We start from the raw sequence: 18,160 nt of genomic DNA on the forward strand, positions 1-18,160 counted from the left end.
ATGAGAAAATCCGCCCGGGGCTTTCGACGTGTTTGGGCAGGCCGAAGGCCACGTGGAAAAGAAACAGCCCGCGCGGTGGAGATCACCGCGCGGGCTGCAATCGTTTCGGGGCAGGGCGGGTCAGCCCAGTTTCAGACCCGAAGCCGGGTCGGTGACCTGCTGCAGCTCGACGAAATTGCCGTCGGGGTCCTGGCAGAACACCACGCGGGTCGGGCCCGCGTCGAGCGGGGTGCCGACAAAGGGAACGCCGGCGGCCGACAGTGTATCAAAGGCGCCTTGCACATCGGCGACGTCGAAACAGATATGGGCGATGCCCTTGTCCGCCAGGGTGGGCGTGCCGTCGCGTTTCGGTTCCGGCTTGGAATATTCGAAGATTTCCAGGAACGCATTGCCCGCCTTCAGCGTCATGGCGCGGGCACTCGATCCCTTGATGCCGGTGATGCCGGAGGCGAAGTCGGACATCTCCGACCCTGCTTCCCAACCCATTTCCGACACGGCTTCAAGGCCCAGCAGGTCGCGGTAGAAGCCAAGCGCCCGGTCCATGTCGCCGGTCACCAGAGAGGGGTGATGGATGCCGTTGATCATGCCGTCACTCCGCCGCGGTGGCTTCGATTTCGACCATCAGGTCGGGGTGGAACAGCGCGGTGGTGCCCACCAGGGTGGAGGCCGGGCGGCAATCGGCGGCGTTGATACGGCCGAGCACTTCACCCCAGTTGACCAGCGCGGCGTTCACGTCGGTGGCGAATACGCGGATGCGCACGATGTTCGACAGGTCCATGCCTGCCTTTTTCAGGACGGCTTCGATATTGTCTATGGCTTGGGTGATCTGGGTGCCCATGTCGCCGGGTGCCTGCGGCGCACCGTCGGGGCCGGTGGCGCATTGGCCGGACACTTCGATGATGCGTTTCGGGGCGGTCACTTCGATACCGTGCGAAAAGCCGAAGTCGTCCTGCCAGTTCCAGGGATTGATTGCGTTCGTGGTCATTTGATCTGCTTTCTGTAAGAGGGGTTAGAAAAAAGGCGGCCCCGGGGGCCGCCTTTCTGTCTGGATCAGTTGCGCGACTGGCCGAGCTCTTCGGCCACCGCGTCCAGTTCCGCGCGGTAGAAGTCCAGCGCGGCCTGGGCATCGACGCCCTTGGTGCCGGCCTTTGCGACCCATTCCTGCGCCAGCGGTTCCAGCTTCGCATGCAGCTGCGCCAGGCTTTCGCCTTCGATCATGTGCTGGGTCAGCCCGGCCTCGCGCAGTTTCGCAAGGCTGGCGGTGTTGCGGTCGGCCCAGATCTGGGCAAAGCGCTTGACCATGGCCTCGCCGCTCAGCGCGTCGATGGCGGCCTTGTCTGCGTCGCTGATCTTGTTCCAGGCGCGGTCGGAGATGACGAGGAACTGGCTCGACGCCGAGAACCCGCCCGGCGCGGTGAAGAAGTTCGGCATATGCTCGGTCATGTTGAAGTCGATCACCGTGCTGTAGTCCTGGAACATGCCGTCGATGATGCCGCGCGAAATCTGGTCATAGGCTTCGGTCAGCGGCGAGGAAATCGACACCATGCCGAGCTTGGTGGAAATCTCTTCGACCAGGGTGCCGGGGATGCGGATGCGCAGCCCGTCCAGGTCGTCGAGGGTTTCCGGCCCGGTCTTGGTGAACAGCTGGTAGGACCCGGGCACCCACAGGCCCAGCAGATGCGTGCCCTTGTGTTCGTTGGCCCCAGCCATGAACTTTTCATAGGTGCGCCAGTAGGCGACCGAGTTCACCACCGCGTTTTCGGCGGTGAAGGGAAGTTCCACGAATTCGGTCAGCGGGAACCGGTCGGGGGAATAGGAATGCACCGCGAAGGCCATGTCGGCGACGCCATTGCGGACCAGGTCGAAATGCGCGGCGGGGGCGCCGAGGGCCGGCAGGAACTGAATCTTGACGCGGCCTTCGGTGGCTTCTTCGACATCCTTGGCCCAGGGCTGGAACATGTCGACGGTCAGGGTGTGGGTCGGCGGCACCCAGTTGGAAAAGCGCAGGGTGACGTTTTCGGCCAGGGCCTGACCGCAGGACGCGATCAGCGCCGCGCCCGCCACGAGGCTTTTCATGCGCAAAGAGAGGGACATAGGGTTCTCCTGTTGGTTGGTCTTATTGGTTGTTGGGTGGAACGGGATCACATGAGCCCGGGAAGCCAGAGCACCAGCCCGGGCAGCAGCAGCAGCAGGGCGATGCGGATGATGTCGGCCAGCACGAAATAACCGACCCCTGCGAACATGCGCTTCAGCGGCACGCCGGGCAGGACGCCCTGCAGGATATAGACATTCATCCCCACCGGCGGCGTGATCAGGGCGATCTCGATCAGGGTGACCACGATGATGCCGAACCAGATCGGATCAAAACCGAGGCTCAGGACCAGCGGATAGATGATCGGGATGGTCAGCAGCAGCATCGACATGCTTTCCAGCACGCAGCCGAGCACCACGTAGAGCAGGATGATCAGCATCATCATCGCCCAGGCCGGCAGGTCCAGCCCGGCGACCAGCGATTGCAGCGCCGCGGTGAAACCCGCCACGTTGATGAAATTGCCGAAGATCTGCGCGCCGACCAGGATGAAGAAGATGGTCGCGCTCATCACCGCGGTTTCGCCCAGGGTTTCGAAGAAGCTGCGCAGGGTCAGCTTGCGCCGCCACAGGGTGATCGCCAGCGCGCCCACCGATCCGACGCCTGCCGCTTCGGTCGGGGTGAACAGGTTGCCGTAGATGCCGCCGATGACGATGCCGAACAGCACCACCACCGCGCCCACCGATTTCAGCGCGTTGAAACGTTCGCCCCAGCTGCTGCGTTCGCCCGCCGGGCCGGAATTCGGATGCACCCGGGTGGAAAACATCACCGCCCCGATATAGAGCAGCGCGCCCAGGATGCCGGGCACCACACCGGCGATGAACAGCTTGCCGATATCGGTCTGGGTCAGCACGCCATAGACGATCAGCGCGACGCTCGGCGGCACCATGATGCCCAGCGTACCGGCGGCCGCGATGGAGCCCGAGGCCAGCCCGTCGTCATAGCCGTAGCGCTTCATCGACGGATAGGCGATCCGGCCCATGGTGGCGGCGGTGGCAAGGCTCGACCCGCAGACGGCCGAGAACATGCCGCCCGAAATCACCGTCGCGATGGCCAGCCCGCCGCGCAGGTGGCCGACGAAGCGATAGGCGAAATCGAACAGTTCCTTGGAAATCTCCGCCCGGTTGATCAGGTTGCCCATCAGGATGAACAGCGGGATCACCGACAGGTTGTAGCTGTGCACCGTGCGATAGGCGCTGTCGGCGGCCATGTAGCCCGCGGCGGGTAACCCGACGATCGAGGCAAAGCCCCCGATCCCCACGGCCAGCATGGCGATGGCGATCGGCACTTCGAGCAGCAGAAGCAGGAACAGGATGGCGAGAGCGATGAGAGCGATGGTCATATCAGATATCCTGCTGCTGGTGGTGTTCCGGGGCGGCGATCAGCCCGGCGACGGCGCTGAGCCAGCACATCACGCCTGCGAACCACGCAAACGGGGCGAGCGGGAAATCCGCAAAGATCGCCGCCGCGCCGGTGGCGTTGAATTCGTTGCCCAGCAGCCAGAGCCGGTAGCCCAGATAGGCGAAGACAATCGCGGTGATGCCGCGGCTGACGATCAGCACGCACCAGCGCAGCCAGGTGATCCGGGCGGTCAGTGCCGACAGCAGCGTCACCGATACATGTTCGTTCTTCAGCGTCACGATCGGCAGCGCGGCGAAGACCATGGCGCCCACCGCGATCTCTGTCACCTCATAGGCGCCGGGGATCGGCTTGGCGAAGGTGCGCATGGTCACGTCGCCGAAGGACACGAACATGATCAGAAGAATGAAAGCAGAGGTCAGCAGCCAGAGAGCTGTGCGCAGGTTTGCGGCGACTGAACGTATCATGTGGCGTTTCCCCGTAGTTTTGGACACCGGTGTTTTGGCGTTTGAAGGACTATTCAGTGCGGGGTTGTCGGCATCAATGATAACGAAATCGCAAATGCGTTGCGTTTTTCGCAACGTTGGGCGAGGATTGTTCCGCCCGAACACAGGGTCTCTTCTGGAAGTCAGCCGATGCAGATCAACGATAACCGCACCCGTTTCCTTTACATCTCATGGCGTTGCGGCTCAATGCGGGCTGCCGCCGATGAACTTGACGTGGCGCCGTCTTCGGTCAGCCGGCAGATTTCGGTGCTGGAAAGCGAACTGGGCACGGAACTGATCGAACATGGCCGCCGCGACATCCGCCTGACCGAGGCCGGAGAGCGAGTCATCGAATACTACCGCGAGATCGAATCGATCCGCGAACGGCTGCGCGACGATCTCAGCGACCTGGCGGGCAATACCACCGGCCATGTGCGGATCGGCATCGGCGAGGGGTTCCTGGGCGAGGCGCTGTTTCGCAGCTTCGACGATCTGGGCGAGGCCTTCCCGGGTATCGCCATGTCGGTGCGGATCACCGATACGGTCGAAATGCTGCGGATGATCGGCGATGATGATCTGCATTTCGGCATGGCGTTCCACCCGACCAACGAACCGCGCATTGCGTCGCGGTTCAGCGCGCGGGTGCCGCTTTGCGTGATCATGCCCGCCGATCACCCTTTGGCGCGGCATAAACAGCTGACGCTGGCGCAGCTGAACGGCCAGGCGCTGGCGCTGCTCGACAACCGGTTCCGGATGCGACAGCTGATCGACCTTGCCGCGATCGAAAGCGGGGCGCATATGAACTGCGCGCTGGAAACCAATTCCATCGCGCTGTTGATCGAATGGGTGCGCTCGGGCCGGGCGCTGACCATCCTGCCGCAATTTTCGGTCCGCAACGATATCGGCGCAGGGTCGATGGTGGCGGTGCCCTTGTCGGAATCCGTGCTGCAATCGCTTTATGTCCATCTGATCACCCGCGCCGGGCGCAGCTTTTCCAAGCCGACGCAGCTGCTGATGAACAGCCTGCGCAAACGGCTGGGCGCGGTGGCCCAGATGGAAGGCTGATTGCGTCAAACGCAACGAAGTTCTTGAATGGGCTTCATTGAGCGCAGTCAGCGCTGTCCCGATACTGTCCCGGACCGCTCCGATCCCCGGAGCCAATAACGTTAGAGGACAGTATGGATCGCCACGACGTCGACTGGAAAGGGTATATTCCCGCGATTACCACCCCGTTTGATGCCTCCGGTGCCTATGACCAGGAAGCCCAGGCGGCATTGCTGGAATGGCTGCATGGCGAACGGCTGCACGGGCTTGTCGTGGCGGGGACCACCGGCGAATGGTTTTCCATGACCCGGGCCGAGCGCGAGGCGCAGATCCGCCTGACCGGTGCGCAGCTCAAGGGCAAGATGACGCTGCTGTGCGGCTGCAACGCCTATACCGCGCAGGATTCGCTGAGCTATGCCGAGGTCGCGGCGGAAGCAGGCTTCGACGGCATCCTGGTCTGCCCGCCGCCCTATGTGGTGCCGACCGAGGACGAAACCTTCGCCTTCTACAAGGAAATCAGCGACAACAGCCCGCTGCCGATCTGCATCTATAACTGGACGCGCGGCACCAATGTCGACCTGTCGCTGCCGCTGATCGAACGGCTCGCGGACCTCGAAAAGGTGGTGGCGCTGAAGAACTCCACCCCGTCGCTGCGCAATTTCCTGAAAACCTTCTTCGCAATGCGCGACCGTTTGCGTATCTTCGGCTTCGGCATGGACCCGATCGGCACCTCGATGGTGAAGAACGAAGGCGGCGACGGGCTGATGGGCGCGGGGGCCGTGCTGGGCTCGGACCAGCCGGATTTCTTCAACGCGATCTGGGCCGGGGACATGGAAAAGGCCCGCGAACTCGGAGACAAGGACATGATCCTGATGCGCGAATGGTTCGCGGCGGATTACGGCGGCAAATTCGGCGCCGCGCAGGCGATCTTCAAGACCGCCCTGAACCTGCAGGGGCTGCCCGGCGGCCATGTCCGCGCGCCGCTGCTGCCGCTGAACGAGGAACAGACCGACATCGTGCGTGACACGCTGACCCGTCTGGGCAGGAAACTGGTGTGAACCTCGATGTCGTCATCATAGGCGGGGGATTGGTCGGGGTCGCCTCGGCCCATTTCCTTGCGCGTGGTGGCGCCCGGGTCTGCCTGATCGAAAAGGGCGACCTGAACCGCGGCGCTTCCGGCCAGAACGCCGGCAGCCTGCATTTCCAGATGGAACACCGGCTCGTCGAACATGGCGAGGCGATGACCGCCCTGGCGGCCTCGATGCTGCCGCTCTCCCTCGACGCCATTGACCGCTGGGGCGGGATTACCAGTGAGCTGGGCGAAGACGATCTTGACGTGGTGATGCATGGCGGGCTGATGCTGGCCGAAACGCCCGAACAGGTCGCCAAGCTCGAACGCAAGCGCGCGCACGAGGAAAAATGGGGCCTGCCGACGCGGATGCTGGACCAGGCCGAAGTGCGGGAGATGGCGCCCTATCTGACCGATACGGTGCTTGCCGCCTCCTTCTGCCCGGTCGAAGGACACGGCAATCCGCGGCTGATCACCTCGGCCCTGGCGCGCAGCGCGCTGGCGCAGGGGGTGGAAATCCGCAGCGGCACCGGCGTGACCGCGATGCGCCGCAGGGACGGGCGCTGGGAGGTCGATGTCACCGGGCCGGATGGCGAAGGCGACCGGATCGAGGCCGATATGGTGCTCAATGCCGGCGGCGCCTGGGCCGGGCGGATCGCCACGCTGGCGGGGCTGCATATCCCGGTGCTGCCGGTGGCCCTGACGATGAACGCGACCACGCCCGCGCGGCCGCTGATCGGTCATCTGATTCAGCATGTCGGCAAGCGGATTTCGATGAAACAACTGCGCGAAGGCAATGTGCTGATCGGCGGCGGCTGGTCGGCGCGGATGCACCGCAAGGGCGATCAGTTCGACCTGTCGCGCCGACCGGCCTCGGACCTGGACTCGATCCAGGGCAACGTAACCATCGCGCTCGACCTGGTGCCGGAACTCGAACAGATGCACCTGATGCGCAGCTGGACCGGCACCGTGGGGGTGACCTCCGACAGCCTGCCGATCCTGGGCGAGGTGCCGCAGGCGCCGGGCTATTACGTCGCCACCGGTGGCTCGGGCTTCACCCTGGGGCTGACCTATGGCGCGCTGATGGCCGAACATATGCTGACCCGCAAGACCGAGCTCGATATCGATCTGTTTTCCCCGGCGCGGTTCAACCACGTCAACATGTTCATGGGGCCGAAATGAGAGGCGAAATCACGATCAGTTTCGAAGGTCGCAGCCTGTGCGCCCGCGCGGGCGAAAGCGTCGCCGCGGCACTGCTGCGCCACGGCATCCGCCGGTTCCGGATGTCGCCCACCGGCCCGCGCGGCCCGGTTTGCGGCATGGGGGTGTGTTTTGAATGCTCGGTCGAGGTGACGCGGGCGGGCGAAAGCCCCATCGTGCTGCGCGCCTGCGTGACCCCGGTCGAGGACGGGATGAAGATCGCCGCCGCGCCCAACACATTGCCGGAGGGCCTGGTATGACCGATATCACCGATCTGGTCATCGTCGGCGGTGGCCCCGGCGGGCAGGCCGCCGCGCGGGCGGCGATCCGGCACGGGCTGCGGGTGACGGTACTGGACGAACAGGCGCGGCCGGGCGGGCAGATTTTCCGCCAGCCCTTCGCCGACGGAATTTACCCCAAGGACCGGTTCGGCGCCAAACACGCTGCCGCCGGGCGCGCGGGCGCGGCGCTGTGCGCCGAACCGCTGATCGACTGGCAGGGCAACCGCATGGTTTGGGGCCTGACCCCCGGGGGCGAGGACGGGTTCGAGCTGTTCCATTCCGGCCCCGATGGCGCGGCGGCACTCAAGGCGCGGCGCGTGCTGATCGCGGCGGGCTGTCACGACATGGCGGTGCCGTTCCCCGGCTGGACCTTGTCCGGCGTGATGGGCGCGGGCGGCATCCAGGCGATGCTGAAAGGGCAGGGGGTGGCCCCCGGCGCGTCGATCCTGCTGGGTGGATCGCATCCGCTGATGCTGGTCATCGCGGCGCAGCTGCTGGATTTCGGCGTCACCCCGGTGGGGGTGGTGTTCAGCCAGAGCTTCGGCCGGATCAAGGAAATGCTCGGCGCGCCACTGGTGGCATCGCGATCGCTGCCGGTCTTTGCCCAAGGCGCGCGCGCCTATCTGAAACTGCACCGCGCCGGGGTGCCGGTGCATTTCGGCAAGGTGGTGGTCCGCGCCGAGGGCGATGACACGCTGCAACAGGTGCGGATCGCGCCCAGCGACCGTCTCGATGCGACGGGTGAAACCATCGCCTGCGACGCGTTCGGCTTCTGCTATGGCTTCACCAGCTCGGCCGAACTGCCGCGTCAGATCGGCGTCGACCCGGTGTGGTCGGAAACCGGCGGCGGCTGGATCATCCCGCATGATGCGCGGATGCAGACCTCCCAACCCGGGCTTTACGTCGCCGGAGAAACCGCCGGGATCGGCGGCGAACCCTGCGCCGTGGCCGAGGGCGTGCTGGCCGGGCTGACCATCGCCGAAAGCCTGGGAAAATCGGTTTCCGAGACCGAAATCGCGCGGGCGCAGACGCAGCGCCGCCATCGCCGCGATTTCGCCACGCTGCTGCAACGGCTGGCCGATCCGGGCGCCGCGCTGCTGCAGGGGCTGCGCGATGACGACACCGCGATCTGCCGCTGCGAAAGCGTCAAGACCGGCGCCTTCCGCGCCTTGCTGCGGGACAACCCGACGATCCATTCGGCGGATGCCGCGAAACTGTTGGCGCGCACCGGCATGGGGCCGTGCCAGGGCCGTTTCTGCCATCGTGCCGTGCAGGAAGAAATCGCCGCAGCCCGGGGTGGTTCGACCGCCGACGCGAAACCCTTCGCGGCGCGGATGCCCGCCCGGCCGGTTCCCCTGCGCGATCTGCGCAGCCTGTCGCGCGACGGCAATGAGTAGAGCGACGAACGAAGTTCTTCGGAATACTGTGCAGATCGCGCCCTGTTGTCGTGCCTCAGCGAAAATCGATGGGTGCTGTTCGGCTTTCCTTCCAATTCGACCGGAAAGCCGCAGGGGGCAAACAGTGTCCAAATTCTACCCCCGAAACCAATAAATTCCAAAACATAACAATATGTTAAAAGCCGCCGCAGGGCGGCTGTTTGCGTCTGGTTCCAACGGGGGAGCACACCGCTCCTCTCGGCCGCCGATGTGAAGTGCGTCACAGCTATAACAAATCGGCATATCTGGTTGATTTTCGCAACTCGGCGAAACCGCGATAAGTTCCGAAAGTCGCCATCACAGGCGTAGCTCAACAACGATCGGCGGTCCGGCCCGAATTGCCAGGATAAAAAACGCCGCCATACCGTCACCAGGGAGAATACCGACATGAAACCTCAATCCACGCTGACCGGAATCGGCGCCGCTCTGGCGATCGCAACGGTCGCCGCAACCGCAAGCCACGCCGAAATTCAGAGCGTCGAAATGAACGTCCTGGGTTCGGTCTCCTTCCTGTCGTCCTACGAAAACTACGAACAGGCTTTCTGGGACCGGCACCTGCCCGAAGCTTCGGGCGGCCGGATCACCGCCAATGTGCGCGGCTTCGACCAGATGGGCCTGAAAGGGGGCGAAATCCTGCGCCTGACCGGCCAGGGCGTGGTGGATATCAGCACCACCGTCCTTGGCTATACCGCATCGGACGATGCCCGCAACGAAGCCGCCGATCTGGCCGGGCTGGCCCCGACCGTGGACACCGCCCATGCGATCGCGGAAGCCTATGAGCCGGTGCTGGATTCCTATTTCACCGACAAATACGGCGTGAAGGTTCTGGCCACCTGGCCCTATCCGGCGCAGGTTCTCTACTGCAATACCGAGATCAAGGACCTCGGCGATCTGTCCGGCAAGAAGGTGCGCACCGGCAACCGCACCCTGTCCGAATTCGTATCGGCCCTGGGCGGAACCGGGGTGACGATGGCCTTTGCCGATGTGATCCCCGCCCTGCAAACCGGCGTGGTGGACTGCGCCATCACCGGCACCCTGTCGGGCAATTCGGCCAAGTGGTTCGAGGTGTCCACCCATCTCTATGCGCTTCCCGTCGGCTGGAGCACGATGGTGACCACCGCGAACCTCGCCTTCTGGAACCGGCTCAATCCCGAAACCCAATCCTTCCTGCAGCAGGAACTGAACGTGCTGGAAAAAGACATCTGGGAAGGCGCGGGCAAGGAAACCCAGGACGGCATCAATTGCAACGTGGGCGCCGAACCCTGCGAGGTCGGGACCAAGGCCCACATGACCCTCGTTTCCGTCACCGACGAAGATTACAAGCTGCTGGACAAGATCACCCGGGACGTCATCCTGCCGAAATGGGCCGAGCGCTGCGGCAAGGATTGCGTCGACGAGTTCAACCGGACGATCGGCCCGATTGTCGGAATGACCGTGGAAGTGAACTGAGATGTCGCGTCACAAGACGAAACACCAACAGAGTCCAGAGGCGGCAACGCCTCTGGACCGGGCGCTGAACGGCGCGCGCGGTCTGAGCCGCGTCGCCACCTGGATTTCCGGTCTTGCGCTGATCGTCATCTGCTTTCTGGTCATGGTCGAGGTGCTGCTGCGGAAATTCTTCGGGGTGACCCTTGGCGGCATGAACGAAATCACCGGATATGTCCTGGCGGTAACGGTATCCTGGACGATGTCTTTCGCCTTGCTGGAACACGCCCATATCCGCATCGACGTGCTGTACAATATCGCCAACCGGCAGCTGCGCGCGCTGCTTGACCTTCTCAGCCTCGCGGCGATGACCGGTTTCCTGCTGCTGATCACCTATTGGGCGGGGCAGCTTCTGAAAAACAGCATCGATTTCGGGTCGCGATCCAATTCCGCCCTGCAAGTGCCGCTCTGGCTGCCGCAATCGCTCTGGGTGGCCGGGCTGGGGTTTTTCGTCCTCACGCTGCTGCTGCTGTGCCTTCGGTCGATCGGGTATCTCTGGCGCGGCGACGCCGCGGGCATCACCCGGATCGCAGGTATCAAACCCGTGGATGACGAGGTCGAGGAACACGCCGTGCTGACCGACCTAAACCACGCGAGACAAGGATAACGGCCATGCTCGCCACTGCTCTTACCACATTGATCGTCCTGATCCTGCTCAGCCTGCCGGTGGCCGCGGTCATGGGTGTCCTTGGCCTGATCCTGGCCGAGCTTTATTCACCGATGCCGCTGGTGCGCACGCTAGGCGATATCGCCTGGTCAACCAGCACCAACAATCTTCTGGTCGCCATTCCGATGTTCGTTCTGCTGGGCGAAATCCTGCTGCGCACCGGGGTGTCGTCGCGGATGTATATGGCACTGTCGCAATGGCTTGGCTGGCTGCCCGGGGGCTTGATGCATTCCAATATCGGTACCTCCGCCATGTTCGCCGCCACCTCGGGGTCCTCGGTGGCCACCGCCGCCACGGTCGGCACCGTCGCGCTGCCCGAAGTCCCGGTCTACGGCTACAGCGAACGGCTGTTTCTCGGCACGCTGGCGGCCGGCGGGACGCTTGGCATCCTGATCCCGCCGTCGATCAACATGATCATCTACGCGGTGATGACCAACACCTCGCTGCCGAACCTTTATCTGGCGGGTATCCTGCCGGGGCTGTTACTGGCCGGCCTGTTCATGGCTCTGATCGCGGCGGCCTGCATGCTCAATCCCAAATGGGGCGGGAAACCCATCGTCACCAGCTGGGGCGCGCGGCTGAAAAGCCTACCGCATCTCCTGCCTCCGGCGGCGATTTTCGCCGTGGTCGTCGGATCGATCTATGCCGGGTTCGCCACCCCGACCGAGGCGGCGGCGCTGGGTGTGATCGCCGCCCTGATCCTGGCGGCGGCCTTCGGCGCGCTTTCGCTGCCGGTGCTGCTGACCGCCTTCGAGGGCACCATGCGCACCACCGCGATGATCATCCTGATCATCATCGCCGCCTATTTCCTGAACCTGGTGTTCTCGGCGATCGGCCTGGCCGCGGCGATGGAACATTTCGTCAGCACCCTGGGCCTTGGCCCCTACCAGACAATCCTGGTCATCGCCGCCTTCTACATCGTGCTCGGCTGTTTCATGGAAACGCTGTCGATGATGATCGCCACCGTGCCCGTCGTCACGCCGATCGTGGTGTCGCTGGGCTTCGATCCGGTCTGGTTCGGCATCATCCTGATGCTTCTGCTGGAAACCGCGTTGGTGACGCCGCCGATCGGGCTGAACCTGTTCGTGGTGCAAAGCACCCGGCCCAATGGCGGGCCGATGAACGACGTGATGTCCGGCACCCTGCCGTTCGTGGGCATGCTGCTGGTGATGATCGGGCTGGTGATCGCTTTCCCGCAAATCGCATTGTGGCTGCCGGCCATGATGAAATAACCCGGACGCCGCGCCGCACAGGAAGGACTTCTCCATGGATGCAATCGCCACCATCGCCGATCACGTCATCGCAACCCGCTACGATGGTTTGTCCGGCCAGACGCGGGGGGCGGCGCGGCGGCTGATCCTGGATTCGGTCGGGGTCGGGCTTGCCGGCAGCACCGGCCAATGGGCCCGCGATCTTTTCTCATCGAACGACGGCTGGGGGCAGGGTGGTGTTGCGCATGTCTTTGGCCGTAGCGGGCGCTACCCCGCGGGTCTGGCCGCGCTCTACAACGCCTATTGCATCCACAACTCGGAATTCGACTGTCTGCACGAGGACGCGGTCGTTCATGCGCTGACGGCGGTTCTGCCGGCCGCCCTGGCCGTGGCCGAGGTGCGCGGCGGCGTCAGCGGGCAGGCCCTGATCGAAGCGGTGGTGGCGGGCGTCGATGTGGCCGCGACGCTGGGGCTGGCCGGGACCGCGCCGATGAAATTCTTCCGCCCCGCCGTTCTGGGCGGTTTCGGCGCGGCGGCGGCGGCGGGCAAGATCGCGGGGCTGGATCGTGCCCAGCTGATCAACGCTTTCGGCGCGCAATACGCACAATCCTGCGGATCGATGCAGGCGCATGAAGAGGGCACCATGCTGCTGGCCCTGCAGATCGGGTTTAATGCCCGCGCTGCGGTCGAATCCGCCGATCTGGCCCGCGCGGGGCTGCACGCCACGCAGAACACGCTGGAAGGGCGTTTCGGATATTTCAACCTGTTCGAGGACGGCGCGGACCTGCCCCCGGCCCTGGCGGCGATGTCGCGCGGCCGACGGATCGAGGAGGTGGTCGAAAAACCCTTCCCGACCGGCCGGGCCACCCACGGCGCGATCGAGGCGGTGCTGCGCCTGCAGCAGCGTCGCGCTTGCAGCGAGGCCGATCTGCGCCGCGTGACGGTCACCGTATCGCCGGTGGCCCATTCCCTGGTCGGCCGTCCGGCACGGCCGGACATGCCCGCGAATTATGCCCGCCTTTGCCTGTCCTATTGCGTGGCGCGCTGCCTTCTGGACGGCCATGTTGGCGGCGGGCATTTCACATCGGAGGCCCTGTGCGATCCGCAGGCGCTGGCGCTGGCCGGAAGAATCGAGGTCGAAACCTTCGACATGGCCGAACCCAGTGCCTTCGGTCCCAGCCGCGTCGCCATCGTCTATGCCGACGGCAGCGAAGCGGAAGAAACCATCGGCCAGGCGCTTGGTCACCCGTCGAACCCGGTTTCGGACGCGCAGCGGGCGGACAAGTTTCGCGCCAATTGCCGCGCCGCCCTGCACCCGCTGGACGATGCGCAGATCACGTCGCTGCAGGATTGCATCGCCGATCTGGACAACCTTCCGGACGTGCGGCAGCTGATGGGGTTGGCCTGCCCCGGGGAATGACCCGCGCCTAGCCGGCCTGCCGCTTTGACAGGATGCCCTGCCATTCACCGCTGGCCGCCATGTCGTGCACGATATCGGCGCAGAGCTGGGCGACGATCCGCATCGGGGCCCGTACCGGGTGGTGGGTCGTGGTGGCCAGAACCAAAGTCCGCCGCAGGTGCATCGGATCGATCTGGGTGGCTATGATGCGGCCCTCGGCGATCTCGCGCTGCACCGCGTTGAAGGGCAGGATCGTGGCGACATTGCCGGTTTCCACCATGCGCACGATGGTCATCAGGGAATCGACCTCGTGTTCCACCGTCAACGATCCGCCCATTTCGCTGCAGACCTGGTCGAGAAGCGCGCGCAGGCCATGGCGGCGGCTGGGCAGAACCATCGGGTAATCCACCAGGTCGGTGATCTGCAGCGGCGCGTCTTGCGGCGGTGGTGTGCCGCCCTGCTGCAGCAGGTAAAGGCTTTCGTGCAGCAGCTCATCGGCGACGTAGTGCTTGGTGCGCGGCGCCTTGTAGAACAGGGCAACATCGATATGGCCGGTGGTCAGCAATTCGCTCACGTCGCCGCTGAACGCCTCGACGATGCGCAAGTCGACACCGGGATGTTCGCGGCGCAGCGTATCCAGCAGCCGTGGCAGCAGAATGTGGCTTTCGGTCGGCGGCACGCCGAGCGTGACCTTGCCCTCGACAACGCCTTTCAGGGCGCGGACATCGTGTTCCAGTTCGCCGATATCGGTCAGGATCTTGCGCACGCGGCCGTCGAAGACGCGCCCCGCGCTGGTCAGTTTCATGCCGCGCCCGGTGCGATGGAACAGGGGCACGCCCAGTTCCTCTTCCAGCAGCCGCAACTGACGGCTGATCGCCGGTTGCGCCACCGACAGCTTGACGGCGGCGCGTGACACGCTCGCTTCGTCCGCAAGCGCGACGAAATAGTGCAATTGGCGCATTTCCATGAAAAAATGTCCGGCGGTTCGTGATGTTCCGTTGCGATCTGGCGGCCGGACCGACGCCCGGGGCAGGCATAGTCTAGACCAGAAAAATCGCGGTGCAAAACGAAACCGCCGGACGGGGGGATCAGCCGTTCACCAGATCCAGGAGGACGCGCGCACTGGGCTGGGTTTCGATCGACCAGATCGTATCCAGCACCTCGCGGGTCTGCGCGTCGGACAGGATTCCGGACACGCAATCCATGAACTTGCCTTCCAGTTCCGCGTCGGACAGCGGGTTGTCCGGCCCGCCGCGATAGCGGTCGTCCGAGAACCGGTGGATGGTCTCGCCCGCTTTCGTCACGACCTCGATCCGCGACAGGATCTTTTCATGCCCCATCGCGGCGATGTCGGGATCGAACTGCGTCTCGACGCGCAGCTGCATGGCCTGGCATTCAGGGCTTTGCACGAAGGCATCGGTGAATTCCGCCTTGCCCGCCCGGCCGGTCAGGATGATCGCCGACAGCAGGAAGGCCATGCAGAACTTGCCTTCCAACTCGGTCTGGGCAACGCGGAAACGGATCGGATGCAGGATGTTGTTGGACGCGAACAGCGTGACGCTTTCGATATCGTCGGGCGTCAGCGCGTGTTCTTCCATCAGCGCCTTCATGGCGTCCATCGAGGGATGGGTCAGAACCCCGCAGGGATAGGGTTTGATGCTGACGCCCGGTTCGCTCAGCGAAAACGGCGCGCCGAACCGGCCCATGACAAGATCCGGCTCGCCGCCGCGACCGGCCACCGACAGGTAGCCCCATTTGCCGTCCAGCGCTTCGTCGTTGAAGGTGAAGCCTTCTTGCGCCAGCAGCGCGCTGGTGACGCCGTTTTCCGACGACCGCCCCACATGCATCGGTTTGCCCATGCTGCCGAAATTGGCGCGGATCCCCGCCGCCATCGACGCCGCCCCGCCCAGTGCCTGCGCGGTGCGATCCGCGTTCAGCCCGATCATCCGCGACGCGGCCGCCGCCGACCCGAAGGTGCCGATCGTGCCGCTGGTGTGAAAGCCCAGGTTATAGTGGTCGGGATTGATCGCCTCGGCGATCTTGCATTCCACCTCGACCCCGGCCACGAAGCTGGTGATCAGGTCCTTGCCGCTTACCGTGTGATCGGTGTCGGCCAGCGCCAGCGCTGCGGCCAGCGGCGGCACGGTCGGATGGGTCAGCAACCCGTAGGGCCGGTTCGGCCCCTCGGCGACCTGGGTGTCGTCCCAATCCATCGCATGACCGGCCAGCCCGTTCCAGAACGCCGCCTGCTGCGCCGAAAGCCGCAGGTTAGGATTGCCGACCGGCCGGGCGACCGGCCGCGCGCCGGCGTCGCGCAGATAGCGGTCCGCCACATGCAGGGCTTCCTGCTCGGTCCCGGCCAGCATGACGCCGAGCCCGTCGATGATGCAGCGCTTGGCGATATGCAGCGTGTCCGCGGGAATATCCTCATAGGCCAGGCCCGAGGCAAAACTGGCCGCTTCGGCGGTCAGGGAATCGTGTTTGGTCATCGCGTCTTTCATTGGGGTTCTCCTTTCCAGGCTCGGATCAGGTCGGCGCTGTCGCAGACCAGTCCAAAGCGGGCGTTGGCGGTTTTCAAGGTTGCCTCGTGCAGCCCCTGGTCCCACGACGCGCAGGTGTCGCGGGGCAAAGCGGTGTAATGGCCGGTCTCGAAGGCGTCGCGCAGCGTGCTTTCGACACAGACATTGGTCGACACTCCGGTCGGCACCACCGACCGGATCCCCCGGGCGCGCAGCACGGTATCCAGGTTGGTGCCCTTGAAGGCGCTGTAGCGGTGCTTGCGGATCACCGGCTCGCCCTCTTGCGGGGCCAGTTGCGGGATGAAGTCCGCGCCTTCGCTGCCCTCCATCGCGATCCGGTCCGAGGCATAGGTGGCGCGCCGGCGCTGCGCCAGCCAGGGCGCGGTGTCGCTGCGGTGCCGCTCAAGCGTCCAGAACCCGACATGACACACCAGAACGCCGGCCTCGCGCGCCGCTGCCAGAAGGGTCTGCACGCTGGGTATGATGGCGCGCGCGGCATCCAAGGGCCGCCCGGCCCGGCTGGTGGCATAGCCGTCGAGGCAGAAATCCTTCTGCATGTCGATGATCAGCAGCGCGGTATGGCCCGGTGCGAACCGCGTGGCGAAATCGTCCAGGATATCCGGTTCATCGCTTCTCATCGGGCGGTCTCCTGCATGTACCAGTCGGCGATCTGGGATCCGGTCATGAAGATGACGTCGTCGCGCCCCTGCAGCAGGTCGATCATCTGCACCAGGTAGGGGAACCGGTGCGGCACGCCGATCAGGTGCGGATGCAGCCCGATCCCCAGCACTCGCGCGCCTTCGGGTTCCTCGGGGCTGTCGAAACAGGCCAGCGTCGCCTGCAGGCGCTGCAGCATTTCGGGCGAGCTGTGTTTTTCCACCGCGTAGACGACCGAGTCGTTGATCTCCAGCGTGTAGGGCATGGCGATCAGCGGGGTTGGGGCGGCCTGCAACCGGTGCGGCACGTCGTCGACGCTCCAGTCGCACAGGTATTCCACGCCTTGCGCGGCCAGAATATCCGGGGTGTCCGCCGTTTCGCGCAATCCCGGGCTCAGCCATCCGCGCACGGGTGTGCCGGTGAACTGCTGCAGCTTGTGCAACGTGTCGCGGATGACCTCCGCTTCGCTGGCGCCGCCCTGCAGGCTGGTTTGGTGCATGCCGTGGCCGATGAATTCCCAACCCGCGTCGCGGATCTGTTCGGCGCAGTCGGGATAGGCGTCGATGACGGTGGCGTTGATGCTGGCCGAAACCGGCAGCCGCCGCGCGGTGAGCAGCGACAGCAGCCGCGCCATCCCGGCCCGCATGCCGTAATCCGCCCAGCAGAAATTGGGCACATCCGGCACCTGTTCGCGCCCGTGCGGCGCGGTCAGCACCTTGCGGGGCATTTCCTGGTCGAAGGGCCAGTATTCGATATTCACCACCAGGTTGACGATCAGGCGTTTTCCTTCGGGACCCCGCAAGGGGGGCTGCTGGTGCGCCAGCCGGTAGGGAATGCGGGGATTGGCCTGAAGCGCGCCTCGAAGCGCCCCAGGCGGTGACAAGACGTCGTCCATGTTCCATCCTGAATTAATTCGACGATTGCGTCGGAGATTTCCGGTGACCCGTGTTGAAAGCGGATCATGCGGCACCCTTGCGCGGATGCCTCCATCAGCATGTCAGCCGGGCGGAACGGTTACCAATCCCATTGGGTGCAAGCGGTTATAACGAAACGCGATGGCTGCCTTGGGAGGGCCGCCTGAAGCGCTTTCGGCAAAAGCAACGCCCCGGCCATGATCCGGCCGGGGCGTTGCGTGTCCGGATTGTCATCCGTCGTGCCGATTGGCGGTCTCTCGGGGCCTGCCGGCGCGGGCAGGCCCCCTTTGTTTCATTCGAACTCGATCAGCAGGTCTTTTGCGTCGATCTGGGTTCCGGGCTGGA

The 18,160-nt window shown here is 64.7% G+C and carries 18 protein-coding genes; 9 read left to right on the forward strand and 9 right to left on the reverse strand.

The annotated features are described in order from the left end of the window. Positions 1–120: 120 nt before the first annotated feature. The 5 genes from GR167_RS19820 to GR167_RS19840 form a co-directional block, all read right to left on the reverse strand. Entirely contained in the window at positions 121–585 is a 465-nt protein-coding gene (locus GR167_RS19820; protein ID WP_160975481.1) for a VOC family protein, read from the reverse strand. A gap of 4 nt (positions 586–589) precedes the next feature. After that, positions 590–985, reverse strand: coding sequence for a RidA family protein (locus tag GR167_RS19825; RefSeq protein ID WP_160975482.1), 396 nt, complete (start codon positions 983–985; stop codon positions 590–592). A gap of 65 nt (positions 986–1,050) precedes the next feature. Then, positions 1,051–2,094: a TRAP transporter substrate-binding protein gene (locus GR167_RS19830; RefSeq protein WP_160975483.1), complete on the reverse strand. Its 1,044-nt coding sequence runs from the start codon at positions 2,092–2,094 to the stop codon at positions 1,051–1,053. Positions 2,095–2,141: 47 nt separating this feature from the next. After that, complete coding sequence (locus GR167_RS19835; protein ID WP_160975484.1) at positions 2,142–3,431, reverse strand: TRAP transporter large permease; 1,290 nt, start codon at positions 3,429–3,431, stop codon at positions 2,142–2,144. Position 3,432: 1 nt separating this feature from the next. Then, entirely contained in the window at positions 3,433–3,915 is a 483-nt protein-coding gene (locus GR167_RS19840) for a TRAP transporter small permease (protein WP_160975485.1), read from the reverse strand. 168 nt (positions 3,916–4,083) lie between these two features. On the opposite strand from GR167_RS19840, the gene GR167_RS19845 reads away from it, so the two are divergent. The 9 genes from GR167_RS19845 to GR167_RS19885 all read left to right on the forward strand — a co-directional run bounded on the left by GR167_RS19845 (position 4,084) and on the right by GR167_RS19885 (position 13,746). After that, positions 4,084–4,998 (forward strand): LysR family transcriptional regulator, encoded by a 915-nt coding sequence (locus GR167_RS19845; RefSeq protein WP_160975486.1) that lies wholly within the window; start codon positions 4,084–4,086, stop codon positions 4,996–4,998. A gap of 113 nt (positions 4,999–5,111) precedes the next feature. Further along, a complete protein-coding gene (locus GR167_RS19850) occupies positions 5,112–6,035 on the forward strand; it encodes a dihydrodipicolinate synthase family protein (RefSeq protein ID WP_160975487.1) in 924 nt (307 codons plus the stop codon). Next, positions 6,032–7,228 (forward strand): NAD(P)/FAD-dependent oxidoreductase, encoded by a 1,197-nt coding sequence (locus tag GR167_RS19855; RefSeq protein WP_160975488.1) that lies wholly within the window; start codon positions 6,032–6,034, stop codon positions 7,226–7,228. Before GR167_RS19850 ends, GR167_RS19855 begins: the two co-directional genes overlap by 4 nt. Next, positions 7,225–7,506, forward strand: coding sequence for a (2Fe-2S)-binding protein (locus tag GR167_RS19860; RefSeq protein WP_160975489.1), 282 nt, complete (start codon positions 7,225–7,227; stop codon positions 7,504–7,506). Before GR167_RS19855 ends, GR167_RS19860 begins: the two co-directional genes overlap by 4 nt. Beyond that, on the forward strand, positions 7,503–8,924 hold the full coding sequence (locus GR167_RS19865; RefSeq protein WP_160975490.1) for an FAD-dependent oxidoreductase: 1,422 nt from the start codon (positions 7,503–7,505) through the stop codon (positions 8,922–8,924). The genes GR167_RS19860 and GR167_RS19865 overlap by 4 nt, the downstream gene beginning before the upstream one ends. Before the next feature lie 426 nt (positions 8,925–9,350). After that, positions 9,351–10,412, forward strand: a complete 1,062-nt coding sequence (locus GR167_RS19870) for a TRAP transporter substrate-binding protein (RefSeq protein WP_212770056.1) — start codon at positions 9,351–9,353, stop codon at positions 10,410–10,412. 1 nt (position 10,413) lies between these two features. After that, complete coding sequence (locus tag GR167_RS19875; RefSeq protein WP_160975491.1) at positions 10,414–11,055, forward strand: TRAP transporter small permease subunit; 642 nt, start codon at positions 10,414–10,416, stop codon at positions 11,053–11,055. A 5-nt stretch (positions 11,056–11,060) separates the two neighbouring features. After that, positions 11,061–12,347: a TRAP transporter large permease gene (locus GR167_RS19880; RefSeq protein WP_160975492.1), complete on the forward strand. Its 1,287-nt coding sequence runs from the start codon at positions 11,061–11,063 to the stop codon at positions 12,345–12,347. A 34-nt stretch (positions 12,348–12,381) separates the two neighbouring features. After that, entirely contained in the window at positions 12,382–13,746 is a 1,365-nt protein-coding gene (locus GR167_RS19885; RefSeq protein ID WP_160975493.1) for an MmgE/PrpD family protein, read from the forward strand. A gap of 7 nt (positions 13,747–13,753) precedes the next feature. On the opposite strand, the gene GR167_RS19890 is transcribed toward GR167_RS19885, so the two are convergent. From GR167_RS19890 to GR167_RS19905, 4 genes are all read right to left on the reverse strand, one after another. After that, a complete protein-coding gene (locus GR167_RS19890; RefSeq protein WP_160975494.1) occupies positions 13,754–14,692 on the reverse strand; it encodes a LysR family transcriptional regulator in 939 nt (312 codons plus the stop codon). A 121-nt stretch (positions 14,693–14,813) separates the two neighbouring features. Then, complete coding sequence (locus GR167_RS19895; RefSeq protein ID WP_160975495.1) at positions 14,814–16,226, reverse strand: MmgE/PrpD family protein; 1,413 nt, start codon at positions 16,224–16,226, stop codon at positions 14,814–14,816. Further along, positions 16,223–16,882 (reverse strand): cysteine hydrolase family protein, encoded by a 660-nt coding sequence (locus GR167_RS19900; RefSeq protein WP_160975496.1) that lies wholly within the window; start codon positions 16,880–16,882, stop codon positions 16,223–16,225. The genes GR167_RS19895 and GR167_RS19900 overlap by 4 nt, the downstream gene beginning before the upstream one ends. Continuing rightward, the gene (locus GR167_RS19905) at positions 16,879–17,796 is read right to left on the reverse strand and encodes a polysaccharide deacetylase family protein (RefSeq protein ID WP_160975497.1); all 918 of its coding nucleotides are present in this window, start codon (positions 17,794–17,796) and stop codon (positions 16,879–16,881) included. Before GR167_RS19905 ends, GR167_RS19900 begins: the two co-directional genes overlap by 4 nt. Positions 17,797–18,160: the final 364 nt, after the last annotated feature.

This window comes from Thalassovita mangrovi (assembly GCF_009857745.1).
GTDB classification, from domain to species: Bacteria; Pseudomonadota; Alphaproteobacteria; order Rhodobacterales; family Rhodobacteraceae; genus Thalassobius; species Thalassobius mangrovi.